Source organism: Pseudacidovorax sp. DMC4, assembly GCF_056314265.1.
This window is the reverse complement of the sequence record NZ_JBQUYR010000017.1, coordinates 54,360-81,320: the sequence shown is the minus strand read 5'-3', so window position 1 is coordinate 81,320 and position 26,961 is coordinate 54,360. Positions and strand designations below refer to the sequence as shown.

At 71.1% G+C, this 26,961-nt stretch carries 15 protein-coding genes and 1 pseudogene; 4 read left to right on the top strand and 12 right to left on the bottom strand.

Annotated elements, in window-relative coordinates:
- Positions 1–35: 35 nt before the first annotated feature.
- From ACT54X_RS25480 to ACT54X_RS25435, 10 genes and pseudogenes are all read right to left on the bottom strand, one after another.
- On the bottom strand, positions 36–812 hold the full coding sequence (locus ACT54X_RS25480; protein ID WP_294375160.1) for an alpha/beta hydrolase family protein: 777 nt from the start codon (positions 810–812) through the stop codon (positions 36–38).
- A complete protein-coding gene (locus ACT54X_RS25475) occupies positions 796–1,962 on the bottom strand; it encodes a DUF3182 family protein (RefSeq protein ID WP_476349342.1) in 1,167 nt (388 codons plus the stop codon). The genes ACT54X_RS25480 and ACT54X_RS25475 overlap by 17 nt, the downstream gene beginning before the upstream one ends.
- A 70-nt stretch (positions 1,963–2,032) precedes the next feature.
- On the bottom strand, positions 2,033–2,272 hold the full coding sequence (locus ACT54X_RS25470; RefSeq protein WP_234197810.1) for a DUF3606 domain-containing protein: 240 nt from the start codon (positions 2,270–2,272) through the stop codon (positions 2,033–2,035).
- A gap of 95 nt (positions 2,273–2,367) precedes the next feature.
- Entirely contained in the window at positions 2,368–7,467 is a 5,100-nt protein-coding gene (gene treY, locus ACT54X_RS25465; RefSeq protein ID WP_476349340.1) for a malto-oligosyltrehalose synthase, read from the bottom strand.
- A 189-nt stretch (positions 7,468–7,656) separates the two neighbouring features.
- The gene (gene treZ / locus ACT54X_RS25460) at positions 7,657–9,567 is read right to left on the bottom strand and encodes a malto-oligosyltrehalose trehalohydrolase (protein WP_476349338.1); all 1,911 of its coding nucleotides are present in this window, start codon (positions 9,565–9,567) and stop codon (positions 7,657–7,659) included.
- Between the two features lie 283 nt (positions 9,568–9,850).
- A pseudogene (locus tag ACT54X_RS25455) lies at positions 9,851–10,507 on the bottom strand (mechanosensitive ion channel family protein); the annotation flags it as partial.
- Positions 10,504–13,857: a maltose alpha-D-glucosyltransferase gene (gene treS / locus ACT54X_RS25450; RefSeq protein ID WP_294375174.1), complete on the bottom strand. Its 3,354-nt coding sequence runs from the start codon at positions 13,855–13,857 to the stop codon at positions 10,504–10,506. The pseudogene ACT54X_RS25455 and the gene treS, both read right to left, overlap by 4 nt.
- 33 nt (positions 13,858–13,890) lie before the next feature.
- Positions 13,891–15,960 carry an alpha-1,4-glucan--maltose-1-phosphate maltosyltransferase gene (locus ACT54X_RS25445; protein ID WP_476349336.1) on the bottom strand — a complete coding sequence of 690 codons (2,070 nt, stop codon included), beginning with the start codon at positions 15,958–15,960 and terminating at the stop codon, positions 13,891–13,893.
- On the bottom strand, positions 15,957–17,891 hold the full coding sequence (gene glgB, locus ACT54X_RS25440) for a 1,4-alpha-glucan branching protein GlgB (RefSeq protein ID WP_476349334.1): 1,935 nt from the start codon (positions 17,889–17,891) through the stop codon (positions 15,957–15,959). The genes ACT54X_RS25445 and glgB overlap by 4 nt, the downstream gene beginning before the upstream one ends.
- A gap of 253 nt (positions 17,892–18,144) precedes the next feature.
- Positions 18,145–18,693: a DUF3455 domain-containing protein gene (locus ACT54X_RS25435; protein ID WP_294375181.1), complete on the bottom strand. Its 549-nt coding sequence runs from the start codon at positions 18,691–18,693 to the stop codon at positions 18,145–18,147.
- A gap of 239 nt (positions 18,694–18,932) precedes the next feature.
- On the opposite strand from ACT54X_RS25435, the gene ACT54X_RS25430 reads away from it, so the two are divergent.
- From ACT54X_RS25430 to ACT54X_RS25420, 3 genes are all read left to right on the top strand, one after another.
- Complete coding sequence (locus ACT54X_RS25430; RefSeq protein WP_476349332.1) at positions 18,933–19,511, top strand: RNA polymerase sigma factor; 579 nt, start codon at positions 18,933–18,935, stop codon at positions 19,509–19,511.
- A gap of 43 nt (positions 19,512–19,554) precedes the next feature.
- Complete coding sequence (locus ACT54X_RS25425) at positions 19,555–20,310, top strand: anti-sigma factor (RefSeq protein ID WP_354321402.1); 756 nt, start codon at positions 19,555–19,557, stop codon at positions 20,308–20,310.
- 765 nt (positions 20,311–21,075) lie between these two features.
- Positions 21,076–21,642, top strand: a complete 567-nt coding sequence (locus ACT54X_RS25420) for a fasciclin domain-containing protein (RefSeq protein WP_354321401.1) — start codon at positions 21,076–21,078, stop codon at positions 21,640–21,642.
- A 178-nt stretch (positions 21,643–21,820) separates the two neighbouring features.
- Here the strand turns inward: ACT54X_RS25420 and ACT54X_RS25415 are convergent, their stop codons facing one another.
- Both ACT54X_RS25415 and ACT54X_RS25410 read right to left on the bottom strand, forming a co-directional pair.
- Entirely contained in the window at positions 21,821–24,355 is a 2,535-nt protein-coding gene (locus ACT54X_RS25415) for a YbcC family protein (protein WP_476349329.1), read from the bottom strand.
- Positions 24,356–24,390: 35 nt separating this feature from the next.
- Positions 24,391–25,944: an NADH-quinone oxidoreductase subunit L gene (locus tag ACT54X_RS25410; protein WP_476349327.1), complete on the bottom strand. Its 1,554-nt coding sequence runs from the start codon at positions 25,942–25,944 to the stop codon at positions 24,391–24,393.
- 98 nt (positions 25,945–26,042) lie between these two features.
- Here ACT54X_RS25410 and ACT54X_RS25405 point away from each other — a divergent pair, with 98 nt between their 5' ends.
- On the top strand, positions 26,043–26,951 hold the full coding sequence (locus ACT54X_RS25405) for a LysR family transcriptional regulator (protein WP_476349325.1): 909 nt from the start codon (positions 26,043–26,045) through the stop codon (positions 26,949–26,951).
- Positions 26,952–26,961: the final 10 nt, after the last annotated feature.

Below are 26,961 nucleotides of genomic sequence, written 5' to 3'. Positions count from 1 at the left end.
CCGGCACTGAACGGAACGCCGCGCGGGCGCCTGCCTCAGGGCGGGCTGACCGGCGCCCGCGAGGCCGCCATGTCGGGCGCCACATGCAGCCCGCGCATCATCTCGGTCATCCAGGTCACCAGCAGCGCGCCGTAGGCCTTGCGCCAGGCTTCCTTCGACAACGCATGGTCCGCGCCCGACAGCACCCGGTAGGTGACCGAGCGCACGGCGCGGAAGGAGCCCAGGTAGTTGGCGATGACCGGATGCGGCACGGTGCTGTCGTGCTCCGACTCCACCACCAGCACGTCGCCACGGAAGGCCTCGCAGGCGCCCAGCGCGCGGTTGGCCTCCGGCGCGATGGAGGTCAGGCGATAGGCGGCCAGATCGCTGCGGCTGAGTTGGCCCTTGGGCACTTCCCAGTCCTCGTCGCGGTAGAGCGCGGGCGCGCGCATGGCCAGCCAGCGCACCGGCCGCAGGCCCGTGACCAGCGCCGCCAGGTAGCCGCCGTAGCTGCTGCCGACGATGGCGATGGCGGTGGGGTCGACGGCGGGGTGGCCGGCCAGCGTGTCGTAGGCGGCCAGCACGTCGCGCAGGTTGTCCTCGCGCGTCACGTCCAGCCGCTGCGCCGCATGGCGCGCGTGGCCGCGCAGGTCGAAGGTCAGGCACACGCAGCCGAGTGCGGCGATCTCGCGGGCCCGGGCCAGGTACTGCGCCTGGCTGCCGTCCCAGCCATGCACCAGGAGCACGCCGGGCACCTTGGCCGCGGCCACCAGGGTGCCGTCGATCTTCTGGTCGTCGACGGCGATCTGCAGGGTCTCAAGCTGGGTCTGCATCGGGAAGGATCAGCGCATAGCGGGTGATGAGGCCCACGCTCGGGTCCACATCGCGGTAGTAGATCTGCGCGCCCTCGGGCGGTTGCTCCTCGCCATAGCACTCGCCGCTGGCGGCGCGCAGCCGCTGCAGGGTGGGGTCGGCATGGAAGCGCTCCAGCGCGGCGATCTCGGCGCTGGTAGCGCCGCCCAGGCGCCAGGACTGCTCCAGCACGCCCGATCGCCACTGGCCGTGCACGTCCATGCCCTGCGCCACGTCGTAGTTGATGCGCGAAGCGAAGAAGCCGGCATAGCTGCGCTCCACCGCCGCGTGGTAGCTGCGCGCCTGGGCCACGGCCAGGCGCAGCGCGTCGGGCAGGAAGGGCTCGGCCATCAGCACGTCCAGGCCGCCGCGCACCAGCGTGAGCTGCGAGCCGCCATACACCGCCTCGCCCTGGTTGTCGTAGGTCAGCCGCTGATGGCCGTGGTAGCTGAGCACCAGGCTGCCGACGATCACCTGGCCCACGCTCACGGTATCGGGATGGCGCAGGTTCTCTTCCAGCACCACGCCATCGGCGGCGAGGGCGGGCTCGCCCAGCGCCTCCAGCTGGCGGTCCAGCGATTCGGTGTCGCGGGCCACGCTCTGGCCCCGGCCGGCGGTGCCGCGCACGGCCTTCACGCGCACGGGCCCGCGGGCCAGCAACATCCGGCCAGCTCGCTGTGCCTCCGCCAGGCTGAAGGCGGTGTAGCCGTGCAGCACCGCATCGGCCGACTGCGCGGCAAAGTCGGTCGACCAGCCTTCGGGCCGCGCCGCATCCGCATCGACCAGCGGATGGGTGATGGCCTTGGTGGCGACGAAGGAATGGGGAACGACGCCGCCGAACAGGTCGTGCGGGCCTTGGATGCCGGCGACGCGCGCGTCAGCAGCGGTGAGGGTGTCGTTGGGCACCACGTACTGGGGTGCACCGGCGGGCCGCTGCGGATCGAAGTCGCCGGCAAAGCGGTGGCCCTTGAGGGCCGCCAGCCGCTGGGCGAAGTCGGTACGGGCGGCACGCTCGTGGGCGCTGTCGTAGCCTCGGCCGGCCACATGCCAGAGCCAGGTTTCACCCGGCGGGGTGCCCGGCGCGGGCATCAGCGGAGGGGCCAGGCCCTCCTCGAAATCCAGTGGGGGCATCGGTGCTCTCCAGTGTCCGGTGGCCATGGAGCGATGCTGCGAAGGCGGCCGGGCGGCCGCGTAGGTGCTTTCAGGCAGTGAGCGTCGGCCACGGCGCGGCGGCGGGCGGCCGGGCGCCCCAGCCGTCGCGCATGAGGCGGCGCACGGCGCCGGGCGAATCGCCCACGCGCTCCACGGCCAGGCGCAGCAGCGATTCGGTGACGCCGAATTCGCCCATCCAATAGCTCACGTCGTCCCGGCAGTCGAGGTGGATGCGCTCGGGGTGCTGGAGCACGCTGCCGGGGAACACGGCACTTTGCAGGGTAGTCATGGCTGTCTCCGTCGGACCTGGATGTGGAGCACCATGATGAGGCGCGACGCCTCCAAAAGCAGCAGGCATCGGCCGGCCGCCATGAAGGACGCCGCCTACACCGCGTGTTCCGCGGGCACCAGCACCGCGCAGGGCAGTGTCTGCAGCAGCGCGTCGACGGCCACCCAACCGCCCTCGACATGGCGTCCGCTGAGCACGTCGCGCCAGCCGCCCGGGCGCTGCGGCAGCGCCAGCGTGGTCGCCGCCCAGGCCTGCGCGTCCCAGCCCTCAGGCGGCGGCGCGTCGCGCCGGTCGTCATCCTGCTCGGCAAAAAACCGGCCCGCGACGAAGACGAGCGCATCGTCCCCGACCTGCCGGGTGAAGGCGACGACGGCCTCGTCGGCCGGCCCATTGGCGTAAAGGGGCTGGTGGTCGCCGTCGCGCACCAGGGCGGCATGCTCGCGGCGCATTTGCAGCAGGCGCCAGGCCGTCCACAGCTTGGCTTCGCCCAGGCGCGCGGGCGTCATGCGCTCAGCCAGGCCCTCGGCCATGCGCTCCGGACGGGCGGCCAGGGCCTCCAGGCCGGCCAGCAGCTCGCTGCGCGCCGCGTAGTCGACCGGGCGGCGGTTGTCGGGATCGACCAGGCTGAAGTCTAGGCACTCGGTGCCCTGGTAGGTGTCGGGCACGCCAGCCGAGCAGAACTTGAGCGCCGTGAACACCAGCGAATTGAGGCCGCCCCACCAGGCCAGCCGCGCGGCCAGCGGCTCGAAGTCGGCGCGGAACTCCTCGCTGTCCACCACGCCGCGCACGAACTGCGCCAGCGCGCCTTCGTAGGCCTCGTCGGGCATCACCCAGCTGGTGTGGCGCTTGCCCTCGCGCGCGGCCTTGTGCATGTAGCGCACCAGCCGCTCGGCCAGCTCCTCGCGGGCCTCTTCGTCGGCGCCTCCGGCGGGCCAGATGCCCAGCATGGTCTGGTAGAGCAGGTATTCGTCGGCGCGCGACGGCGTCACGCCGTGGTCGAGCAGCGCGACCTGCGCCTCCGGCTCGGCCAGCGCATGCCAGCGGCGCAGCGCCAGGCGCCAGGTGGCCGGCATCTCCGAGAGCACATGCAGGCGCATGCGCACGTCCTCGGCGCGCTTGTTGTCGTGGGTGGAGCTGGCCAGCAGCGTGTGCGGCCAGCGGCGGGCGCGGTCGGCGCTGGCCTCGTGGAACTGCTCCAGCGTGAAGCCGAAGGTGGCCGGATCGCCCCCCACCTCGTTGAGCGAGGCGAGCGGATACCAGCGGTAGAAGGCCGTGTCCTCCACGCCCTTGGCGGCCACCGGCGCACTGAACTGCTGGAAGCGCGCCGCCAGCCGCAGCACCTGCGGATGCAGCACCGGGTCGCCCGCATGCAGCTCGCCGCGCAGCGCCTGGCCGACGAAGTCGTAGATGCTGTCGTCGGCCAGCTCGCCCCGCTCGCGCGCGGCGGCGATGGCATCGTCGATGTAGCGCTGGTCCTGCGCGGAAAGGCCGCGGTCGGTCACGTAGCTGCGGTAGACGCGCATGCAGGTGGCCACCTCGGCCAGCGCGCGGCGCAGGTTGTTGAGCGTGTAGTCGCGCGTGCGGCGGTCGGCGCGGGCGATGCGCAGCGCGGCCGTGGCGATCATGGTCAGGTCCGAGGCCAGCGCATTGCGGGTGACGGCCCGCTTGCCCAGGTACTCGACCTCGTGGAAGGGCGCGTCCTCGCCCGTGAAGCCACGCCAGATGCGATCGAAGGCGGCGTCCGATTCGGTCTGCACCAGCACGCCCGCGGCCACATTGGCGAAGCGGTAGCCGGTGGTGCCGTGGATGGCCCAGGCCTCGGGCACCTCCTCGTGGCCGGCGGCGATCTTCTCGGCGACCACGTAGAGCGGCCGCTCGGGTCGGCCGCTGCCGTCATCGGCCGCCAGGCGCCGGCCGGTGCGCCGCGCAAAGCCCTGCTGCAGCCGGTCGAAGTACGCCGCCGGGTCGTGCAGGCCGTCGGGATGGTCGATGCGCAGGCCGTCCACCAGGCCGCGCGCAGCCAGGTCCAGCGGCAGGGCATGCGTGGCCTCGAAGACCTCGGGCCGCTCCATGCGCAGCGCGGCCAGCTCGTTGACGTCGAAGAAGCGGCGGTAGTTGATCTCGTCCGAGGCCACGCGCCAGAAGGCCAGGCGGTAGTGCTGCGCCTCCAGCAGCTGGTGCAGCGCCTCGCGGTGGCGCGGATGGTTCCAGCGCGCCACGGCCGCCTGCACGGCGCTGCCGAAGGCAACCGATTCGCCGATCAGCGCGGCCAGGCGGGCCTGGGCGGCGGTCTTGTCGCGGGCGCGCCGCGCGGCGTCGTCCGCGCCGGCGGGCAGCGACTCGAAGGCCTGCGCCACGCCGGCCAGGGCGGCCGCGTCCTCGGGACCGGCCATCAGCGGCTCGGCCGAGCGAAGCACGGGCGCATAGCTTTCGGGCGCGACCGGGAAGCAATGGTCGTGGTAGTGGATGGCCAGCCGGCCGCCCGTGGCGTCCAGGCCCAGCTTCAGCTCGCCGTCGTCCAGCACCTGTCCGTAGGCGCCGCCCAGGACGGCCAGCAGCACCTTGCCGGCCAGCTCCGGGTCGGCGGGCTGCCATTCGATGTCGAAGTGGTTGGCGTAGAGGGAGGCGGGGCCGTTTTCCAGCACGTCTTCCCACCAGGGGTTGTCGCCGCCGAGCACGCCCATGTGGTTGGGCACCAGGTCCAGGATCTGGCCCATGCCGTGGCGCTGCAGCGCGGCGCAGAAGCGCATGAAGCCGGCCTCGCCGCCCAGCTCGGGGTTGATCTGGTCATGCGCCACCACGTCGTAGCCGTGGGTGCTGCCCGGGCGCGCACGCTGCAGCGGCGAGCAATAGACATGGCTGATGCCCAGCCGCTGCAGGTAGGGCAGGATGGCGATGGCATCGTCGAAGGTGAAGCCGGCATGGAACTGCAGCCGGTAGGTGGCCCGCGGCAGGCGCAGCGGATGGCGCACCGGACCCTCGGCCGCAGCCGCACCGCCCACGGCCGGCCGTTCGGCGGCCACAGCGGCGGCGATGGCGGCCACGCGCGGCGCCTGCGCCCACTGTTCCACAGGCAGCGCCAGCCGCCGGCGCCAGTTGGGATGCTCGTTCACCGTGCCCGGCAGGTTGGCCTGGCCGCGCTCGCCCAGCAGGTCCTCGGCCTGCACCATCAGCAGCCGCGACGGCGCCTGGGCCAGCCAGCCGTGCACGGCGGCCGCGGCCTCGGTGCCGAAGTCGCCGCTGCCCAGCAGGCGCGCACCCGCCTCGGCATCGAGCCGGCCGGCATCCTCCAGCGCGAAGGCCAGTTGCACGCGGTCGGCCGCGCGTTCCGCCAGTTGCTGGCGCGCCATCTCGTCGCTGGGGTAGAGCTGCAGGCGGATGCGCTCGCCCAGGTCGGCCCCCGACCACCAGCCTTCCAGCGTGGCCAGGTCGTGCGTGCTCACCGCCGCCAGCGCCTGGGCCGGGTAGGCCGCGGGGCGCTTGAAGGCGGCGCCTTCGCGCTCGAACACCATCAGCCGGTACGACAGCAGGCCGTAGCGCTGCATGAGCGCCCGCGTAGCGTCGGTGACGGTGCCCAGGTCCTCGCCGATGACGACGCAGCGCTGGCGCCGGCTTTCGAGGGCGACGATGGCCATCATCTCCTCGGCCGGATAGGCCACGTAGGCGCCGCTGGCGGCCTTCTCGCCGGGCGGAATCCAGAACAGGCGGGTCAGTCCCATCACATGGTCGATGCGCACCGCGCCGGCGTTGCGCATGCTGGCGCGCAGCGCCTCGATGAACAGGCCGTAGCCGCTGGCGCGCAGGGCCGCGGGCCGCATGGGCGGCAGGCCCCAGTCCTGGCCCAGCAGGTTGAGTGCATCGGGCGGCGCACCCACGCTGGCGCCGGGCGCGAAGACGTCGCCGCCGGCCCAAGCGTCGGCGCCGTGACGGTCCACCGAGACGGCCAGGTCCAGGTACAGGCCGATGGCCATGCCGCGGCTGCGGCACTGGCGTGCGGCGGCCTCGAGCTGGCTGGCGGCCAGCCACTGCAGCCAGGCCTGGAACTCGACCTGCGCCGCATGCTGCTGCGCGAAGGCCTTCACCTCGGCCGAGCCCGGATCGCGGTAGGCCGCAGGCCAGCAGGGCGGGCCCCAGCAGTCGGGATCGCGGGCACGCAGGTGACGGCGCAGGGCCTCGAAGGTGGCATGGCGCTGCAGCGCCTCGCCACGCTGCTGGCAGAAGGCCCGGAAGGCGTCATCGCGCTGGCGCGCGACCAGGCCGGGCTCGGGCACTTGGCGCCGGGCCTGCACATGCGCGTGCAGCAACGCCAGCACTTCCTGCTTGGCGGCGGCCACGCCTTCGTGGTCCACCAGCGACTGGGCGCGCAGGTGGCCCAGCCGGGCCTGGAACTCGTCGGACTCCACCAGCCGCCGCGCCTCCAGGCAGTCGGCATATTCGGGCAGGGCCTCGACGGCGATGTACAGCGGATTGAGGAAGAGCCGCGAGGACGGGCTGTACGGGCTGCACTGGCCGGGATCGTCCGGGAACAGCGCATGCAAGGGATTGAGGCCCACGGCCTGCGCCCCCAGGCCGGCGGCCTGTTCGACCAGGCGGCCCAGGTCGGCGAAGTCGCCGATGCCCCATTGCGTGTCCGAGCGCAGGCCATAGAGCTGCGCGGCCACACCCCAGTGCCGCACGCCCTCGGCATCGCCGGGTGGCGGCTGGCACGAGGCCGGCGCGGCGATCACCAGCAACTCGGCCGCGCCGACGCGCAGGCGGTGGTAGCCCATGGGCAGGGCGTCGGGCAGCTCCAGCACGGCATGGCGCTCGACGACCATGCGCCCGTCGACCTGCCGGCGCGCGCCCTCGCCCTGGCCGAAGTCGATCAGGCCCTCGTGGGCGCCGCCCTGCTCCAGTTGGAGGGTCCAGGGCGGCGCGGACTCGCCCTCGGGCCAGCGCAGGCTGAGGGGCACGCGCAGGCTGTCGGCCTGGGCCAGCAGCACCGGCGGCAATGCCGTGCGCCATTCGGCCTCGTCCATGCGTTCGATCTCGGCCTGCCACGCGGCCTCGTCCTGCGGGTCATGGCGCCCCAGGCCCAGCTCGTGCAACAGGCTGGCCAGGTGCCGCGGCTCCACCGCCACCTCGCGGCCCCAGACATCGTGGTAACGGGGGGACAGGCCGCAGCGGGCGCAGGCGCGATAGAGGGCTTCGGACATGGCGGGACAGTCGCAGGAGAAAAAGGAAAAGGCTCACCCAGTGTGGACCAATCCGCCGTGGCTGGGTGGATTGCCTGGGCATGGGCGGCACCGGCGCAACGCGCAACCCGGGGCCGGGCACGCCCACGCAGTACCGGGGAATGGGCCGGGGCACGGCAGGGCGGGCACGGCGGCGGTGGTCACACCTCGTCAGGGCGCCTCGAACACGGACAGGGTGTCGTCGTCCTCGTCGAAGACCGGCAACTGCAGCAGGGCCGCACATCCGCCGCCCGGCGACAGCGCCAGCAGGGGCAGGCGCGGGCTCGGCCCGGCTGCCAGGTGGCAGCCCCAGCTGTGGAACACGCGGCCGGTGGGTGCGGCGCCCAATTGCTCGGTATCGCCCAGGTTGATGACCATCTGCAGCCAGCATAGACCGTCCGGCAGCGACGGCGTCATTTCCCACTGCAGGAAGAGCAGGTCGCCAGACAGTTGCCAGCGGCCGCTGCCCGGCCTGGCCGGCAGGTGCGGCACCACGCGGCGCTTGCGCACCGCCAGCAGCGTGCGCACCTCGTGCACGCGCTCGCGATGGCCGGGCTGCTCGCGCTCGGCCCAGTCGAGCCGGCTGGCGGTGAAGGTGCTTTCGGCATTCGGGTCGGGGATGCGGGCCCGCGCCTCGGCACTGGTGAAACCTTCGAAACGGCCGAACTCGCGCCGGCGGCCATCGGTCACCGCCTGGGCCAGCTCAGGCCCGAAGTCGCAGAAGTACAGGAAGGGCGCGGTGGCCGCCCATTCCTCCCCCATGAACATCAGCGGCACATGGGGCGACAGCAGCAGCGCCGCGCGCAGCGCCCGCAGCCGGTGGGCCGGCGCCAGTGCCTCGATGCGCTCGCCGAAGGCGCGGTTGCCGACCTGATCGTGGTTCTGCAGGAAGGAGACGAAGGCCGTGGGCGGCAGCGTGTCGGTGGGCTCGCCGCGCGGGTCGCCGTCGCGCATCACCGAGGGCTGGCCGGTGTAGATGAAGCCGCCCGCCAGCGCCCGGCCGACCAGGGCCTTGGGCTCGCTCGCGTAATCGAGGTAGTAGCCGTCGATCTCGCCCGTGGCCTGCACATGCGCGGCATGGTGGAAGTCGTCGTTCCACTGCGCCGTGGCGTCGTGTGGGCGGCCCTCGGCGTCGCGTGTGAGCAGGTGGACGTGGTTGTGCTCGTTCTCCAGCACCACGTGGATGGCACGCTCGCGGCCGGGGCCCTTGCGCAGCGCCTCGGTGATCTCGCGCACGATGTGCAGCTCGGAGTCATCGCGGATGGCATGCACCGCGTCCATGCGCAGGCCGTCGAAGCGGAATTCCTCGATCCAGTAGAGCGCGTTGTGCACGAAGAAGTCGCGCACCGGCCGCGAGTGGTCGCCGTCGTAGTTGATGGCCGCGCCCCAGGGCGTCTGATGCGCAGGGTTGAAGAACTGCGGGCAGTAGGCGTGCAGGTAGTTGCCTTCGGGACCGAAGTGGTTGTAGACCACGTCCAGCAGCACCATCAGCCCCAGGCCGTGGGCCGTGTCGACGAAGGCCTTGAGCGCCTCGGGCCGGCCGTAGCTGGCCTCGGGCGCGAACTGCAGCACGCCGTCGTAGCCCCAGCCGCGGGTGCCGGGGAAATCGGCCACCGGCATCATCTCGATGGCCGTGACGCCCAGCGCCGCAAGTTCGGGCAGCTTCTTGCGGGCGGCGTCGAAGGTGCCCTCGGGCGTGAAGCTGCCGATGTGCAGCTCATAGACCACCGCTTCGCGCCAGGGGCGGCCCTGCCAGTCATCGTCGTGCCATTCGTAGGCGGCCGGGGCCACCACGCGGCTCGGGCCGTGCACGTCGTCGGGGTTGTGGCGCGAAGCCGGGTCGGGCACCTTCAGGCCATCGGGGAGCACGAACCGGTAGTCGTCGCCGGCGGCGGCCATGGGCACGTCGCAGCCGAACCAGCCCTCGTCGCCGACCGCCTTCATGGGGTGCGTGGCCCAGCCGGTGCCCCGCGCACGCCGCTCCAGCACCACGTCCGCCACGCCGGGCGCCCACAGGCGAAAACGAACGCCCCCGCCCTCCAGCACCGTGGCGCCGAAGGGCATCTTGTGCTCACGTCTCATCGTTCGCTTTCAGCTTTCCATGTCAAAGAGGGGGCGGCGGATCGACCGGCCGGCGCGGGATCAGCGGATCGTCCGCGCCGCGGGCCGAGGCCGGGCGAGGCAGCGTCTCGCCATCGACCTGGGGCGCGGGCGGCGTGGCCGTGGCCGGCACCTCGGGCAGCGGGTCGAGCACCGTGGTGGGTGCAGCGGCATCGGCCGCGTTCGCCTGGGCCGCCGCGGCCGCTGGCGAGGCCACGGCAGGCCCCGCAGCGCTGCCCGTGCGGGGCACACCCTCGGTCTCCGGCGGCAGCCATTGCTGGATGTGGCGCGACGCCCAATCCTTGCCGGCCAGCCCGAAAGCCAGTGCCAGCGCAAAGACGAAGCCGGCCAGGATCACCAGGAAGCTCTCGCGCACGATGTCGCCGCCGATGCGCAGGTGGTCCAGCGCGATCAGGATGACGAACACCAGGATGGCGTACTGCGCAATGCGCGAGAAGAAGGTCGCATCGGGCATGCCCACGTTGCGCCCGTAGGTGCGCACGGCATCGCCCACGAAGCGCGCGAAGTAGGCGCCGAAGGCCAGCACCAGCAGCGCCACGAACACATTGGGCACGAACCAGATCACGCGCCCCAGCAGGTCGGTGATGTAGGTCAGCCCCAGGCCGTTGAAGGCGATGATCAGCGCCGCCAGGATGACGGCCCAGTAGGCCAGCAGGCCCACGAGCCCCGTGGTGTCCACCCGCACCCCGCCCTGGCGCAAAAAGCCGTCCAGCCCCGCCCTTTCGGTCAGCACCGGGAAGTTGACGGCCCGCAGCGCCTTGGTGACGGCGAAGCGCACCACCTTGGCGACGAGCCAGCCGCCCACCAGCACCAGTGCCGCGAACAGCAGCCGCGGCAGGAAGGCCGCGATCTGGTACAGGAAGGCCCGCAGGGGCAACAGCTGCATGCTGAAGTCGTTCATGGATGCTCACCTCCTCGTGATGCCTCGGACACCCCCGGCGCGCGTGCCAGGGCCAGCAGCCCCTGAAGCGGCACCTGGGCCCAGTCGATGCGGTTGTTGAGTTCGTAGCGCAGCTCGTACAAGGCCTTGTCGATCTCGAAGAGCGACATCAGCGCCTCGTCCGGTGCCCCGGCGCCGGCATGGGCCAGCGTGTCGCGGTAGCCACCCAGGTAGGCGGCGCGCACGGCCGCCTCCCAGTCGGCGGCCACGGCGTTCAGGCGGGCCAGCTCGTCCACGTTCTGCGCCACCCGCTTGAGGGCCGACCAGCGCGCGTAGTTGAAGGAGCGCAGCATGCCCGCCACGTCGCGCAGGGCCGGGCCCTTGGCGCGGCGCTCGTCGATGCTGCGCGCCGGCTCGCCCTCGAAGTCGATGAGGATGAAGTCGTTGCGCGAGACCAGCACCTGGCCCAGGTGGTAGTCGCCATGCAGGCGCGTCTTGATGCCGCCGGTGCCCACGCCGTCGAAGGCGGCAATGCGCTCCAGCAGCTGCGCCTGGCGTTCGATGAGCTGCCGCGCATCGCCCTGCGCGCCCTCGCCCAGCGTGGGCAGGCGCTCGGCCAGCAGGCTCATCGTGGCACGCGCATCGTCGTGGGCGCGAAGGCGCAGGGCCTCGCGGTCTTCCGACGTGAGCGGCTCGGGCGCGAAGGCCGGGTCGTCCGCCGGTGCCGACGCGAAGGCCAGGTGCATCTCGGCCGTGCGCTGGCCCAGCAGGCGCATCAGCGTGAGGAAGGCGCCGTGGTCCACCTGCGCGGCCTCGGGCGCGGCCTGGTGCTCGGCCAGGGCGCGCTCCAGGTAGGCCAGCGTGTAGTCCCAGGCATCGCCCTGGTTGGGCACGAAGGCCTGCAGCAGGCCCAGCGTCATGACGGTGCCGTCGTTGCCGTGGTACTCGATCGCACCGGCCACCGGCACGCAGTTGGCAAAGCGCACCGTCTCCGTGAGGAAGCGGCCGATCTCCAGCTCGGGGTTGATGCCCGGCTGCACGCGGCGGTAGCACTTGAAGAAGAGCTGGTCGCCGAAGGTGAGGGCGGTGTTGCTGCTCGCCACGCTGGGCCGGCTCACGGCCAGGGCCTCGATGGCCGCGGCGTCCACGCCGGCCAGGTCGCGGCTGCCGGTGAAGCGGATCTCGCCGCCGGTGGCCGGCAGCACCAGCCCCTGTGCCATGGCCACCGCCACCGCATGGGCGAAGGCGGGGTCGAACATGGCGTCGCCCATCACGCCCACCTGGGCCTGCTGGCGCACCTTGGCGACAACGGCGGGGGCGTACTGCTTGATGGTCTCTTCGTCCAGGTCTTCCCAGGCGATGCCCAGCGGCATGAAGTAGCGGCCGCTGCCGCTGCCCGCCTGCACATCCAGCAGCGGCAGCACATAGGCGCGCTCGCCGCGGTCCCAGGTCGCATGGTCGGCGATGCCCACGCGCTGGATCGGCTCGCCCTTGGCGCCATACCAGCGCTGCACCTCCAGGTGGCGCGGCATGACGTCGACCTCGAACTGCTCGCGCAGCCGGTCGGCCATGCCGATGCGCCAGGGCATCACGCGCTCGCGGAACAGACTGGACCAGCCGTCGAACAGCACCAGCACCGGCCGGTCGCGCAGTTGCAGGCCTTCCTGGTGCCAGCTGGGCACGTCCACGTCGGTGGCCAGGCGGAACCAGAAGAAGCCGTACGAGGGCATCGTCAGCATGTACGGCAGCTCGCCGATGGGCGGGAAGGTGGTGCGGCCCAGCATCTCCACCGGCACGCGGCCCTTGAAGGCGCCCAGGTCCAGCTCCACCGGCTGGGCCGCGCGCGAGAGGTTGAAGACGGTGAGGATGACCTCGCCCTCGTACTCGCTCAGGTAGGCGAGCACCTTGCGGTTGCCGGGCTTGAGGAAGGTCTTGCGGCCGCGCCCGAACGCGCGGCTGGTCTTGCGCACGGCCAGCATGCGGCGCGTCCAGTGCAGCAGCGAGCTCTGGTCGCGCAGCTGCGACTCGACGTTCACGGCCTCGTAGCCGTAGATCGGGTCCATGATGGGCTGCAGGTACAGCCGCTGCGGGTCGGCGCGCGAGAAGCCGGCGTTGCGCTCGTTGCTCCACTGCATGGGGGTGCGCACGCCATTGCGATCGCCGACGAACACGTTGTCGCCCATGCCGATCTCGTCACCGTAGTAGATGATGGGCGAGCCGGGCATGGACAGCAGCATGCCGTTCATGAGCTTGATGCGGTCCTTGTCGTTGCCCATCAGCGGCGCCAGCCGGCGGCGGATGCCGAGGTTGATGCGCGCCTGCTTGTCCGCCGCGTATGTGCTGTACATGTAGTCGCGTTCGCGGTTGGTGACCATCTCCAGCGTCAGCTCGTCGTGGTTGCGCAGGAAGATGGCCCACTGGCAGCCCTCGGGGATGTCGGGCGTCTGCTGCAGGATCTCGACGATGGGGTCGCGGTCTTCCTGCGCGATGGCCATGTACATGCGCGGCATCAGCGGGAAGTGATAGCACATGTGGCATTCGTCGCCGGTGCCGAAGTACTCGCGCACGTCCTCGGGCCACATGTTGGCCTCGGCCAGCAGGAAGCGGTTGGTGTAGTTGGCGTCGATGGCGGCGCGCAGCTTCTTGATGACGTCGTGCGTCTCGGGCAGGTTCTCGTTGCTGGTGCCGTCGCGCTCGATCAGGTAGGGGATGGCGTCCAGGCGAAAACCGTCCACGCCCATGTCGAGCCAGAAGCGCATGATGCCGAACACCGCCTCCAGCACGTCGGGGTTGTCGAAATTGAGGTCGGGCTGGTGGCTGAAGAAGCGGTGCCAGTAGTACTGCTTGGCCACCGGGTCCCAGGCCCAGTTGCTGGTCTCGGTGTCGGTGAAGATGATCCGCGTGCCCTGGTAGATCTGGTCGGTGTCGCTCCAGACATAGAAGTTGCGCTCGGGCGAGCCGGCCGGGGCCTGGCGCGCACGCTGGAACCAGGGATGGTCGCTGGAGGTGTGGTTGATGACCAGCTCGGTGATCACGCGCAGGCCGCGGGCATGGGCCGCGTCCAGCATTTCCTTGAAGTCCTCCAGCGTGCCGTACTGCGGATTCACGGCGCAGTACTCGCTGATGTCGTAGCCGTCGTCGCGCAGCGGCGACGGGTAGAAGGGCATCAGCCAGATGGTGTTGACGCCCAGCTCCTTCACATAGTCCAGGCGTTCGGTCACGCCCTTGAAGTCGCCGATGCCGTCACCGTTGGTGTCGTTGAAGGCCTTGACGTTGAGCTGGTAGATGACCGCGTCGCGGTACCAGGTGGGATCCTCGGAGCTGTCGATCTCGACGTTCTCCAGGGCCAGGCGGGGTGCGGTCTGCGTCATGCGGCGCGCCTCCTCAGAAGTGACTTGTTGCTGTTATTGGTAGTAGTCGAAGTCGCGCTCGCTGCGCGTCTTGCGCAGCAGATGCATGACATGGGCCACGCTGACGGCCGGGTCGAGCCGGATGAAGTGGCGCGCGCCCTGGCACATGAAGCGCTCGCCGCCGAGCAGGTCGTGCATCTGGAAGGTCTGGCCGGGCTCCACACCGAAGCCCATGGCCGCCGGGTCGAACTGCAGCCAGCCCCACTGGGCATGGTGCGGGTCCAGGTTGACCACGGTGACGATCACGTCCTGACCATCGGGCGACTGCTTGGCCCAGGCGATGAGCTGGTCGTTGTCGATGGGCAGGAAGACCAGGCCATCGTTGCGCTGCAGCGCGGGGTGGGCGCGGCGGATGGCATTGAGGTGCGCGATGTAGGGCGCCAGGCTGTCGGCGCGGTCGCGGTCCCAGTGGCGCAGCTGGTATTTCTCGGAGTCGAGGTATTCCTCGCTGCCCTCGTGCCGCGGCAGGTGCTCCTTGAGCTCGTAGGCCGGGCCGTAGATGCCGTAGCTGGCGCTGAGCATGGCGGCCAGCACCAGGCGCAGGCGGAACATGGCGTCCGAGCCGGTCTGCAGTTGCGCATGCAGGATGTCGGGCGTGTTGGGCCAGACATTGGGGCGGAAGTAGTCCAGCCCGGGCCGGCTGGACAGCTCGGTGAAGTACGCCACCAACTCTTCCTTGGTGTTGCGCCAGGTGAAGTAGGTGTACGACTGCGAGAAGCCCAGCTTGGCCAGCCGGTGCATCACCTTCGGCCGGGTGAAGGCCTCGGCCAGGAAGATGACCTGTGAATGGCTGCGCTTGACCTCGCCGATGGCCCACTCCCAGAACGGGAAGGCCTTGGTGTGCGGGTTGTCGACGCGGAACACCGTCACGCCCTGCGCGATCCAGTGGTCGAGCACGCCCTTGAGGGCGAGCCACATGCCTTCCCAGTCCTCGCTCTCGAAGTTGAAGGGATAGATGTCCTGGTACTTCTTGGGCGGGTTCTCGGCGTACTGCACGGTGCCGTCGGGCCGCCACTTGAACCAGGCCGGATGTTCCTTGACCCAGGGATGGTCGGGCGCGCACTGGAAGGCGATGTCCAGCGCGATCTCCAGACCATGCCCACGCGCGGCCTTGACCAGCGCGCGGAAGTCCTCGTGCGAGCCCAGCGCGGGCAGGATCGCGTCATGGCCGCCCTCCTCCGCGCCGATGGCCCAGGGGCTTCCGACGTCACCGTCTTCCGTCACCAGCGCGTTGTTGCGGCCCTTGCGCTGCATCCGCCCCACCGGATGGATGGGCGGGAAGTACAGCACGTCGAAGCCCATCTTCGCAATGCCGGGCAGCAGGGCCTGCACATCGGCGAAGGTGCCGTGCCGGCCCGGCTCGGGCGAGGCGGAGCGCGGAAAGAGTTCGTACCAGGTCGAGTAGCGCGCCAGCGGCCGGTCGACCACCAGCGGAAAGCCGGGCTTGAGCGCCGTGGCATGGCGCCGGTCGGGATAGCGGCGCACGATGGCCGACAGGCCCTCGTCCAGCGCCTGGGCCTTGAGCAGGGCGGCGTCCTCGCCGGCATCGGCGGCGCGGGCCTCCAGCGCAATGGCCCAGCCCTGCAGGCGGGTCGCGTCCTGGGCCTGGCCGGCATCGCGTGCCCGGCCGGCGGCGGCCAGGATCTCGGCCGCGCCCACCCGGGCGGCGATGCGGATGTCGGCCGCATCCACGCGACGCTCCAGCTCGTGGTGCCAAGACTCGAAGGCGTCCACCCAGGCCTCGACGGTGTAGCGATAGCGCCCGGGAACCGGCGGCACGAACTGGGCATGCCATTCGTCGTTCCACTTCAACGCCATCTCGACCTCGGTCCAGGTGGCCTCGCCCTCGTGCTGCCAGTGCAGCATGACGCGCAGCATGTCATGGCCCTCGGCGAAGCAATGGGCCTCGACCGCGAAGGACTCGCCGGCCACGCACTTGGCGGCGAAGCGGCCGTTGTCCACGCAGGGCAGCACGGCATCGATGACGGCACGCTGCCGGCCATCGGCCAGGCCGATCGGGCGCACCAGCGGCTGGGCACTGAGCAGGGAGGCCGGAGCGCTCATCGGAGGAGACCTTTCTCGGATTCGGTGTCGGGCGAAAGCGGTGCGCGCAGGTAGAGCGTGGACAGCGGCGGCACCGCCAGCACCAGCGACTGCGCCTGGCGGTGGGCCGGCACCGGCACGGTGTCCACGCCGCCCAGGTTGCCCCAGCCGCTGCCGTCGAACTCCTGCGCATCGCTGTTGAGCAGCTCCGTCCAGGTGCCGGCCACCGGAACGCCCACGCGCAGGCCGGGGCGCGGCACCGGTGTCATGTTGCACACGACCAGCACAGGCGCGCCGCCTTCCTTGGGCTTGCGCAGGAAGATGTAGAGACTGCGCTCGGCATCGTCGGCGTCCAGCCACTGGAAGCCGGCCGGGTCGAAGTCGATCTGGTGCAGCGCCGGCTCCTCGCGCAGCAGCCGGTTGAGCTGGCGCACGAAGCGCTGCACGCCGCGGTGGCCCCACTGGTCGCTGACCCACCATTCCAGCTCGCCTTCGTGCGTCCATTCGCGGCGCTGGCCGAACTCGCCGCCCATGAAGAGCAGCTTCTTGCCCGGATGGGCCCACATGTAGCCGAACAGCGCGCGCAGATTGGCGAACTGCTGCCACTCGTCGCCGGGCATCTTGCCGATCAGCGAGCCCTTGCCGTAGACCACTTCGTCGTGCGAGAACGGCAGCACGAAGTTCTCGGTGAAGGCATAGACCAGCGAGAAGGTCAGCCGGTGGTGGTGGTAGCGGCGGTGGATCGGGTCGTCGTGCACGTAGTCGAGCGTGTCGTGCATCCAGCCCATGTTCCACTTCATGCCGAAGCCCAGCCCGCCCATCTCGATGGGGCGGGACACGCGCGGCCAGGCGGTCGATTCCTCGGCCACCGTGAAGGTGTCGGGATGCTCGCGGTAGACGGCGCGGTTGAGGTCCTGCAGGAAGGAGACCGCCTCCAGGTTCTCGCGGCCGCCGTGCACGTTGGGCACCCACTCGCCGGGCTGGCGCGCGTAGTCCAGGTAGAGCATCGAAGCCACGGCGTCGACACGGATGCCGTCGATGTGGAAGCGGTCGAGCCAAAAGAGCGCCGACGAGATCAGGAAGGCCCGCACTTCGTTGCGGCCGTAGTTGAAGATGGCCGAGTTCCATTCGGGATGGAAGCCCTGCCGCGCATCCGCGTGCTCGTACAGGTGCGTGCCGTCGAACTCGGCCAGGCCGTGCGCGTCGGTGGGGAAGTGCGAGGGAACCCAGTCCAGGATGACGCCGATGCCCTGCTGGTGCAGGTGGTCGACGAAGTACATGAAGTCTTCCGGCGAGCCGTAGCGCGACGTGGGCGCGAAGTAGCCGGTGGTCTGGTAACCCCAGGAGCCGTAGAAGGGATGCTCGGTGACCGGCATCAGCTCCACATGCGTGAAGCCCATCCAGCCGATGTATTCGGCCAGGGCGTGCGCCAGTTCGCGGTAGCCCATGAATTGCCCGTCGCGGCGGCGCCAGGAGCCCATGTGCAGCTCGTAGGTGCTCATGGGGGCGTCGAGGGCGTTGCGCGCGGCGCGGCTGGCCATCCATGCCGAGTCGCCCCATTCGTGCGTGCCGGCCCAGATGCGCGAGCCCGTAGCGGGCGGCAGTTCGGCGCTGAAGGCGAAGGGGTCGGCCTTCTCGCCCACGTAGCGGCCGTCCGGGCCCCAGATGCGGTACTTGTAGGCCTGCCCAGGCTGCGCCGGGATGCCCTCGCCCTCCCACACGCCGCTGCCGTCGGGCCGGGGCTGAAGGGGGTCGGCCTCGTCGTTCCAGCCGTTCCAGTCGCCGATCACCGCGACGCGGCTGGCATTGGGCGCCCAGACGGCGAAGTGGAAGGTGACGTCATCGTCGGGATGCGCGCCCAGCCGTTCATACAGGCGGGCGTGGCTTCCCTCGCGCAGCAGGTGCACATCCAGGGGACCGAATCGGGACGACGGAGCAGGGAGTTGGGACATGGGACCGGCGGGCTTGATGGGCAGCGTATGTTGTACCCCGCTGCCCCGGCAGCGCCCGGACGGCAAAGCCGCGGTGCCTTGTCGGACGGATGCCCACGTCCTTCGCGAGCGACGGGCATGGTCCCACTCCCACCCCGTCTTGAGCCCCTCTCCTGCGAGGGGAGAGGGAGCAGGGGCGCGCATGCCAGCCTCCCATCCTGGCCAGTGCGCCAGGTTCCATAAAAGGCAGGTGGCCCGCCGCGCCCCGCGGGGCTTACATCGCCGGCTTGTAGAAGATGTAGTCCGCCTGGTAGTTGACGACCTGCTTCTGGCCCAGGCTGGCCTGACCGCAGGGCAGCATGGGGGCGACGCCACCCTTGGTGGCCACGCGCTGGATGTAGCTCACGCCCTGCATGGCGCCCATGCCCATGGCCGGGTTGGCCTTGACCAGCTGCAGCGGGATGTTGCCGGCGCCGCCCGGCGCGACCGCGACCTGGGTGGCGGTGACCTTGGAGCCGTCCATGCTCTCCCAGGTGGCCGGCGGGCCGTAATAGCGGCCGATGGCCTTGCCGCTGCGGTCCATCAGGCGCGCATCGGGGCCGACGAAGAACCACTCGTACTGGCCTGCCATGTCGGCCTTGGCGCGGCATTCGTAGGTGATGGTGCCGGCGCCCACGGTCTCGAGCGCGACGCGCTGGCCGGCGGGCACCTGGACGGGGGCGGGCAGGCCGGCCTGCGAGTACGGGGCCGGCATGGGCGCGGTGGCACAGGCGGACAACAGGACGGCGGCGGCCACGGTGGCCAGGGGGGCGGTCATGCGCATGGAATGCTCCTTTCGATGGGCAACAACGGGTTTGAGGTTGACGGGGCGGCAGTCGGCGGCCGCCCTCCGCGACCTGTCCTTGCTGCCTGCCCCGTTCGACTTACGGCCCCGTTCATGGACCGGATGCATACCCGGCGAAAGTTGAAGGACTTGTGAATTCATCGCCGCCCACCGCGCGCATCCGGCAGCCGGGAACGCGCGTACCCACCAGATGGCCGCCGCTCCCGCACAATGTCCAGATGCCTTCCGCCACGACGCCCGACGACGAGCTGCTGGGTCTGCTCGATCGTGTCGCCCGCCGCGACGCCTCTGCCCTCCAGGTGCTGTACGAACGCACCTCGTCCCGGCTCTTCGGCCTGGCGATGCGCGTGGTGCGGCAACACGAATGGGCGGAGGACGTGCTGCAGGAGGCCTTCCTCACCATCTGGCGCTCGGCGCCCGATTACCGCGCGACGCTGAGCCCGCCGATGGCCTGGATGTCGCTGATCGTGCGCAGCCGCGCCCTCGACCTGCTGCGCCGCCAGACCAGCCAGGGCGCCGACGTGACGCAGGAATTCAGCGAGACACTGGCCGACACCCTGCCCGCGTCAGGGCCCGGCCCGCAGGAGCTGGCCGATGCCAGCGAGCAGGCCTGGCTGCTGCACCAGTGCCTGCAGCAGCTGCCCAACGCGCAGCGCGAGGCGCTGTCGCTGGCCTACCTGCGCGACCTGAGCCACAGCGAGCTGGCCGCGCGCCTGGCGCAGCCGCTGGGCACCATCAAGACCTGGATCCGGCGCGGGCTGGACAAGCTGCGCGGCTGCATGGAGCAGGCGGCATGACGCGGCCCCGTCCTTCCGCCGCCACCGGCCCGAGGAGACTCGCATGAACATCGCCGCCAATGCCCGCCTGCTGGCCCTGCTGTCGGCCGCCCATGCCCTGGGCACCCTGCGGGGCGGCGCCCGCCGGCGCTTCGAGGCTCTGGCACGCGAGCAGCCCGCGGTGCGCGCGAGCGCGCTGCTGTGGCGCGAGCGGCTGACCGGTTTCGTCGAACTCGCGCCTGCGGTGAACCCGCCGGCCGCGGTGTGGACGCGCATCCGCAACCTGGTGGACGCCGACCTGCAGGAGGCCCGCCTGGCCCAGCAGAAGGCGGCGCCGTCCACCATGCCGCCGACACGCACAACGGGCTGGTGGGGCAGCCTGGCGCTGTGGCGCGGGGCCTCGGCCGCCGGCGTGGCGGCCACGGTGCTGGCCGGGGTGATCGGCCTGCAGTTCTGGCAGCAGGCACGCGAGGCGCAGCAGGTCAAGTACGTGGCGGTGCTGAACGACGACCGTTCGGCCGCATCGATGCTGGTGACCTTCGATGCGAAGCATCGCCAGCTCACGCTGCAGCGGGTGGGCGACTTCAACGTGGCGCCCGACCGCTCGCTGCAGCTGTGGGCCTTGCCGCCCGGTCGCACGCCGCAGTCGCTGGGGGTGGTGGATTCGCCCGCAGGCATGCGTCTCGCGGCCAGCGCGCAGGTGCTGCAGCAGGCACCCGCGCTCGCCGTCAGCCTGGAACCCAAGGGCGGCGTGCCGGGCGACCGCGGGCCCACGGGGCCGGTGCTGTTCCATGGGGCGTTGATCGAGAAGACGCTGTGATGGGTCTGCCCTGCATGTGCGTTCACAGCTGACAAAGGACGCACGAGGGCTGGACCGCTAACCCGGCAGAGGACGCCGGCATGCGCCTCGACGCTGTGCGCGAACCCATCCCTTTCCGCGCAGTGGGGTCTTGGGCTCGGCGCCACACAGGGGAGCCGACCCTGGACCATTCGGGCCGAGCCAACCGACTACCGTTCGGGCTGAGCCTGTCGAAGCCCCGCCCCACGGGGGTGGTGATGTATCGATCGGGGAAACATCGGGCATTCGCGAAGCGCGCCGTTCCGCCCTTCGACAGGATCAGAACGAACGGATTCGGAAGCCCTGAGCGCCAAACCCGGCCATTCGGACACACCGTCGAGGTGGAGGGCGCCGGTGTGCGTGCGGAGGTGCCATTCGCGGCGCCGTGCAGTGCGCAAGGCACGTCGGTGGAGGGCGAGCACATCACGGGTGCAACAAGCCGGTCAGCGCGAGCGTGCACCGGGAGCGCGCATGCCGGCGCCCTCTGCCGGTTAGCGGCGCAGCACTTGTGCCCCATCAACCCACGCAAGCGCAAGCCCACTCCAGAGCACCCAACCGCACAGCACAGCACGCACAGCACCTGCGAACGCCAACGTGCACCCGCAGTGCGCGCGCATCTACGCAAAAGAACGCGTGCCGGATGCATTCCCCGACGCCGCGCAGGCCGATGCCATCCAGCCTAGCCACAGGCCCGTATCTGAAGAGCCTGCCGCATATCCGGCGGTACAACAGCCCAAGGAGCCTTGCATGACTTTCTCGAAGAAGACCACCCGCATCCTCGCCGCCACCCTCACCGTCTTCGCACTCGGCGGTGCAGCCATCGGCGCATCGGCCCAGGTGACCGTGGGCGGCGCACCGATGTACGCCACCAAGGACATCATCGACAACGCCGTCAACTCCAAGGACCACACCACGCTGGTCGCCGCCGTCAAGGCCGCCGGCCTGGTCGACACCCTCAAGGGCCCGGGCCCCTTCACCGTCTTCGCGCCCACCAACGCAGCCTTCGCGGCACTGCCCGCCGGCACCGTCGACACGCTGCTCAAGCCCGAGAACAAGGGCCAGCTGACGACCATCCTGACCTACCACGTCGTGCCCGGCAAGGTCGACTCGGCAGCCCTCGTGAAGATGATCGACGACGGCAAGGGCCAGGCCATGCTCAAGACCGTGGCGGGCGGCAACCTCAAGGCCACGCGCAGCGGCAGCACCGTGAAGATCACCGACGAGAAGGGCGGCTCGGCCGATGTGACCATCGCCGACGTCTACCAGTCCAACGGCGTGATCCACGTCGTCGACAAGGTCCTGCTGCCCAAGTAACGAAGGCCGCGAACGGTCCGTTACCTTTGCGTGCGGACCGTCAGGTGCCACTCAGGGCACCGCTACATACTTCGTTCTCGGCAGTCCGATCTTCTCCGACTCTTGCTTCCCCTCCACACCCGGACTGTCTTGGGGCCCGCTTTACGGCGGGCCCTTTTTCTTTTCAGGGCCCGCATCTTCAGGCCAGCATGTGCCACCGGCCTTCCGCCAGACGCTGCAAGGCCTGCCCCTCGAAGCGCCACAGGTGCAGCCAGCCGTTGACCAGCAGGTCGCGAACCACGGCATGCTCGGTGATCACCGCCTCGATGGCCGCCTGCGGTGCGTCGATGACCACGGTGAGCCGCAGCGGCTCATGCACCCAGCGTTGGCCATCGTGCAGCGACTGACGCGCGAGGCCGATGCGCAGGTCGCCGCCATTGCCCTCGAACACCCCCAGCGTGCCGCCCACCACGTTGTGCAGCAGCTTGTTGCCACTGCCCATCCGCACGGGGTCGCAGGTGGAGGCGTGGTACTGCCAGTTGATCCAGTGCGTGACCAGCATGGGCGCGGTCATCAACTGGGTCAGCAACTGGCCTTGCGGGTCCAGCGCGGCGTCGTAGTCGTGCAGGAAGACGCGCCCGCCCAGGTCCACGTTCTGGCTGCGATGGCGTGGCGCGATCAGGAAGGCGGCATTGCCCGCGAGACCCCATTCCGGACGCGTCTGCGCCCCGTCGTTGGCGCGGCGGCGCAGCTGGCGATGCAGCACCTCCGCCGGCGCCCTCGGATCCAGGCCCAGGCGCGGCGCGCGCTCGCGGCGCACCTGGTCCGCGGCGGCCTCGATGACGGGCTGCAGCCGGTCCCAGCGGGTGCGGGCGTCGGGTGAGAGCCGGTCGAGGTCGAAGCCCTCGATCTCGTCGGTCGAGGTGTTGTGCAGCGCGGCCACGAACACCGTGGACGCGGGCACGTCGATGCCCTGCGCCTTCAGGCCTTCGCGCACCGCAGCATCGTTGAGCAGCTGCGCCAGGCTGCGCGCATTGACTTCGCCCGTCTGGCCGCAGCACGCGCCGCAGTCGAGCGCCGCCGCATGCGCGTTGTTGGCCGACTGGCTGCCGTGGCCCACCAGCAGCACCAGCGGCGCGAGCCCCCGCACGAGGCCCATGGACTGCAGCACGCGCGCCGCCAGCGTCACGCGCGCCTCGTCATCCAGGCCGAGCAGCTGCGGCCGGCACACCGACCGGTAGCGCGCGGGCAGGCCGTCCAGATCGTCGCGCGCGCGGTCCTGCACGCCAGGGCGCAGCCAGCGGCCCAGCCGGCCCAGGTAGCCCAGGCCGGCGGCCTCGACGAAGGAGAAGGCCGCGCCCGGCCAGCGGCTGGCGGCATGCCACTGGTCGCCCAGCGCGAAGCGATGCTGGCGGGCCCGCACGGCCTGCCGCTGCAGCTGCGCCGCTGCGGCAGCGTCGCGGGCATCGGCCGGCACCAGGACATCGCCCACCGTCACGGCGGGCGCCAGGAGCCCGGGCAGCTGCGGCCGCTGCGCGGCGGTGCCCAGCGGCGTGTACGCGAGCGGCAGGCCGAAGAAGCCGGCCACGCCCAGGGTCTGCATACTGGGGCAGGCCGCTTCCAGCGCGCGGCGCAGGGGCTCGCTGCGCACGTCGATGCAGAAGGCGGCCTGTACCTCGGGCGTCGGCACCGCAGGCGACAACGTACGGCCGGCCAGCGACGCCGCAAGGCCACGCTGGTAACCGGCCTCCAGGGCCACCTGCCAGACCTCGTCCACACGCAGCGCCTGCTCGGCCTGCGCCAGCACCTCCGGCGCACGGCCCCACTCGCGCTGCACGGTCGCGAAGGCCTGCCGGGCGGCGAGGTCGTCCTTGCAATCCAGCAGCAGCGCGCCCCAGGCCAGGCGGATGGCCAGCAGCTCGCGCAGGTGCGGGTCCTCTCGGCCCACCAGCCGGGCCTGCCAGCCCAGGTAGGCGCACCACGACGCCCAGCCATTGACGGTGAGCAGCACCGACTCCAGGTAGTCGGCCCACACGGCCGGCGGCAGGCCCAGGCGCTCGATCACCCAGTGCTCGGCCTCGCGGGCCGTGGGTGGCAGGGCGTCGATGCTGCGGCCGATCTGCGGCAGGCCCATGAGCAGGCCGATGCCGTGGTCGTGCAGCAGCGTCTCGCGCCAGAAGGCATAGAGGTCTTGCGCGCGCGCCGGCTGCCAGTCGGCCTGGTGCCGGTCGAACCACGCGGCGCAGGTCTGGCTGACCTGGTGGGTGATGGCCTGCCGCCAAGCCAGGCGCGTGTGCCGCTGCGGGTCGTTGTCGAGCACGTCGATCAGCAGCGGCAGCGGCTGCACCGGCAGGGGCCGCGCCAACGCGGCCACGCAGGCCTCGGGCGTGAGTGCGGTCTCATGCTGCTGCTGCAGGGCCTGCTGCAGGTCGGCGGCCGTGATGCGGCCTTCGGTCCAGGCCTGCGCCTGCCGCTCGCGCGGCGGGAAGACCTGAATGCCGCCCAGCACGGCCATGCGCGCCGCCACCCGGCGCACCGGCATGCCGATGCGCGACCAGTGCGGGTTGACGGCAATGGCGCTGTCCAGTGGCCACGCGGGCGCGATCGCCTCGCAGGCGCGGCGGCAGGCGGCGTCGATCCGGTCGGCCTGCAGGCCGCCGGGTGGGGGCCGCGTCGCGGCATCGATGGATGCCGCGGCAGAGGCAGCGCGTGGAGGATTCAGGACATCCGTCATGGTGTTCTCCGTGTGAGGGATGGGATCGGGCGCACTCAGGCGGCGGGCACCGACAGCTGGCCGGCCTGCGCAGTACGACGCGCCTCGGGCGTCCACCTGGCCGGCCACAGCCGCAGGGCGAGGCGGGTGTAAACCTCATCGACATAGAAGCCGGCATAGCTCCAGCGCCGCGCGCGTGCCAGGGCCTGGGGCCGCCATTGCAGCGTGGCGAGGCCCAGGTAGAGCAGGACCATGCCCAGCAGCGCCACGGGGCCGGCCAGCGCCTGCGGCGCATCCTGCAGCCCCAGCGGCAGCGCATGCATCAGGCGCGCGGCCAGGGCCAGGCCGCCGACCATCAGCAGGCCCCAGAGCAGGGCCCGCACACGGGCACCGACCGCCGCCGGCGCGGCCGGCAGCCACAGCATCGGCGCCCAGGCCAGGCCCAGCAGCGCGCTCCACCACAGCGGCCAGGCCGGGCCGCCCACCGCGGCCAGCACCACCAGCACCGTACCGATGCCCAGCACCGGCGCCATCAGCAGGCTGAGCGATGTCGGCGTGACCGGCGCATGCAGTGCCTGCCGCCGCGTGTCGCGCACCACGCCCGAGGCCGACAGGAAGGCATGGGCCTTGTAGAGCGAGTGGCCGATCAGGTGCAGCGCCGCCAGCGTGTACAGGCCCACCGCGCACTCCAGCAGCATGAAGCCCATCTGCGCCACGGTGGACCAGGCCAGCCGCACCTTGATGCTGATGCGCGTGAGCATGACAAGGCCTGCCAGCACCGCCGTGGCCAGGCCGAAGCCCAGCAACAGCCAGCGCGCCGGCGCCGCCGCATCCAGCAGCGGCTCAAAACGGATCAACACGAAGCCGCCGAGGTTGACCACGCCCGCATGCAGCAGGGCCGACACCGGCGTCGGCGCCTCCATCACCTGGATGAGCCAGCCATGCACCGGCAGCAGCGCCGTGCGCAACACCACCGCCAGGATCAGCGCCACGGCAGCCCACTGCAAAGGCATGGACAGGCCGTGCTGCGCGACATGCGCCCACAGCGCCGACAGCGAGCCGCTGCCCACCTCGCGCCAGGCCAGGCCCGCGGCCAGAAGCAGCAGCCCGTCGGCGACCCGGTCGGCGATGCGCTTCTTATGCGCGGCCAGCAGCGCGAAGGGACGGTCCGGGTAGAAGCACAGCAGCGACTGCATGGCGACGCCGACGGCGGCCCAGGCGGCGATCAGCACCAGCCAGTGGTCGGCCATCAGCAGCAGGTGCACGGCCGCCAGCACGCCGCCCAGCGCGGCGGCATAGCGGCGCTGGCCGGCCTCGCCTTCCAGGTAGCGCGCCGAGAAGCCGGCGATCACGGTGCCCAGGCCCTGCACCAGCAGCGCCAGCACGAGGCCGAGCACCGTGGGCTGCAGGCCGGGTAAGCCCTGCAGCCGCACCGGGCCGGCCAGCAGCGCCAGCGCCGCAGCCGCCAGCGCCAGGCCGCACAGCGCCTGGAAGCCGCGCCAGCTGGCCGCCAAGGCCAGCCGGCCGGACAGGGCGAGCGCTGCGGCCAGCGCCATGGCGAGGGACGGCAGCAGCGACAGCGCCGGCCCCGGGATGTGTGCGAAGTCCATCGCGAACCCTCCGAAGAAAAACTGGGCGCGATGATGCTTGGCGGCTTTCGTTCTGTAAATTACATTGATACGAACCAATCAATCTTCAAAAAAGAACAATGCAGCTGGAGCAGCTCAACTTCCACCACCTGTTCTATTTCTGGCGCGTGGCCACCCTGGGCCACCTGACGCGGGCGGCGGAGGAACTGCACACCTCCCAGTCGGCCGTATCGGCGCAGATCCGGCAGCTGGAGGACCGGCTGGGCGAGGCGCTGTTCACGCGCGAGGGCCGGCGGCTGGTGCTCACCGACACCGGCCAGCTGGTGCTGGCCTATGCCGAGAACATCTTCGGCCTGGGCCAGGAGATGCTCGGCCGGCTGCAGGGCCGCAGCGCCGGCGTCACGCGCCTGCGTGTCGGCGCCGTGGCCACGCTGTCGCGCAACTACCAGGAGAACTGGCTGCGCCCGCTGCTGGCCGATCCGGCGGTGGTGCTCACGCTGGAGTCCGGCCTGCTCGAAGGGCTGGTCGAACGCCTGGTGCAGCATCAGCTCGACGTGGTGCTGGCCACCGAGACCGTGCCTGCCGACCCTGACCGGCCGCTGCACTGCCGGCTGCTGGGCAGCCAGTCGATCTCGCTGGTGGGCCCGGCCAGCCGCTGGCAGGGCCGGCCGCTGCGCATCCCGGAGGACCTCGATGGGCTGGAGATCGCCCTGCCCGGCCCACGCCACGCGCTGCGTGGGCAGTTCGACGGCCTGTGCGCCTCGGCCGGCGTGACGCCCCGGCTGCGCGCCGAGGTGGACGACATGGCCATGCTGCGACTGATCGCGCGCGACAGCGGCTGGCTCACGGTGCTGCCCGAGGTGGTGGTACAGGACGAGTTGCGCAACGGCACGCTGGCGATCGTGGGCCGCTCGGATGCGCTGCAGGAGCGCTTCTACGCCATCACCACGCCGCACCGCCACCGCATCGAGGTGCTGGAGCGGCTGATGACGCAGGCGCCGGCGCAGCGCGGACCCGGCGCTGCATAGGTTTGGTCGG

Bases quoted from the DNA above. Each gene is read 5' to 3' on its own strand.
- ACT54X_RS25425 (WP_354321402.1), top strand. From the start codon at position 19,555: ATGAACATCGCCGCCAATGCCCGCCTGCTGGCCCTGCTGTCGGCCGCC.
- ACT54X_RS25445 (WP_476349336.1), bottom strand. From the start codon at position 15,960: ATGAGCGCTCCGGCCTCCCTGCTCAGTGCCCAGCCGCTGGTGCGCCCG.
- treZ (WP_476349338.1), bottom strand. From the start codon at position 9,567: ATGAGACGTGAGCACAAGATGCCCTTCGGCGCCACGGTGCTGGAGGGC.
- ACT54X_RS25430 (WP_476349332.1), top strand. From the start codon at position 18,933: ATGCCTTCCGCCACGACGCCCGACGACGAGCTGCTGGGTCTGCTCGAT.
- ACT54X_RS25415 (WP_476349329.1), bottom strand. From the start codon at position 24,355: ATGACGGATGTCCTGAATCCTCCACGCGCTGCCTCTGCCGCGGCATCC.
- ACT54X_RS25480 (WP_294375160.1), bottom strand. From the start codon at position 812: ATGCAGACCCAGCTTGAGACCCTGCAGATCGCCGTCGACGACCAGAAG.
- treS (WP_294375174.1), bottom strand. From the start codon at position 13,857: ATGACGCAGACCGCACCCCGCCTGGCCCTGGAGAACGTCGAGATCGAC.
- glgB (WP_476349334.1), bottom strand. From the start codon at position 17,891: ATGTCCCAACTCCCTGCTCCGTCGTCCCGATTCGGTCCCCTGGATGTG.
- ACT54X_RS25475 (WP_476349342.1), bottom strand. From the start codon at position 1,962: ATGCCCCCACTGGATTTCGAGGAGGGCCTGGCCCCTCCGCTGATGCCC.
- treY (WP_476349340.1), bottom strand. From the start codon at position 7,467: ATGTCCGAAGCCCTCTATCGCGCCTGCGCCCGCTGCGGCCTGTCCCCC.
- ACT54X_RS25470 (WP_234197810.1), bottom strand. From the start codon at position 2,272: ATGACTACCCTGCAAAGTGCCGTGTTCCCCGGCAGCGTGCTCCAGCAC.
- ACT54X_RS25410 (WP_476349327.1), bottom strand. From the start codon at position 25,944: ATGGACTTCGCACACATCCCGGGGCCGGCGCTGTCGCTGCTGCCGTCC.
- ACT54X_RS25420 (WP_354321401.1), top strand. From the start codon at position 21,076: ATGACTTTCTCGAAGAAGACCACCCGCATCCTCGCCGCCACCCTCACC.
- ACT54X_RS25405 (WP_476349325.1), top strand. From the start codon at position 26,043: ATGCAGCTGGAGCAGCTCAACTTCCACCACCTGTTCTATTTCTGGCGC.
- ACT54X_RS25435 (WP_294375181.1), bottom strand. From the start codon at position 18,693: ATGCGCATGACCGCCCCCCTGGCCACCGTGGCCGCCGCCGTCCTGTTG.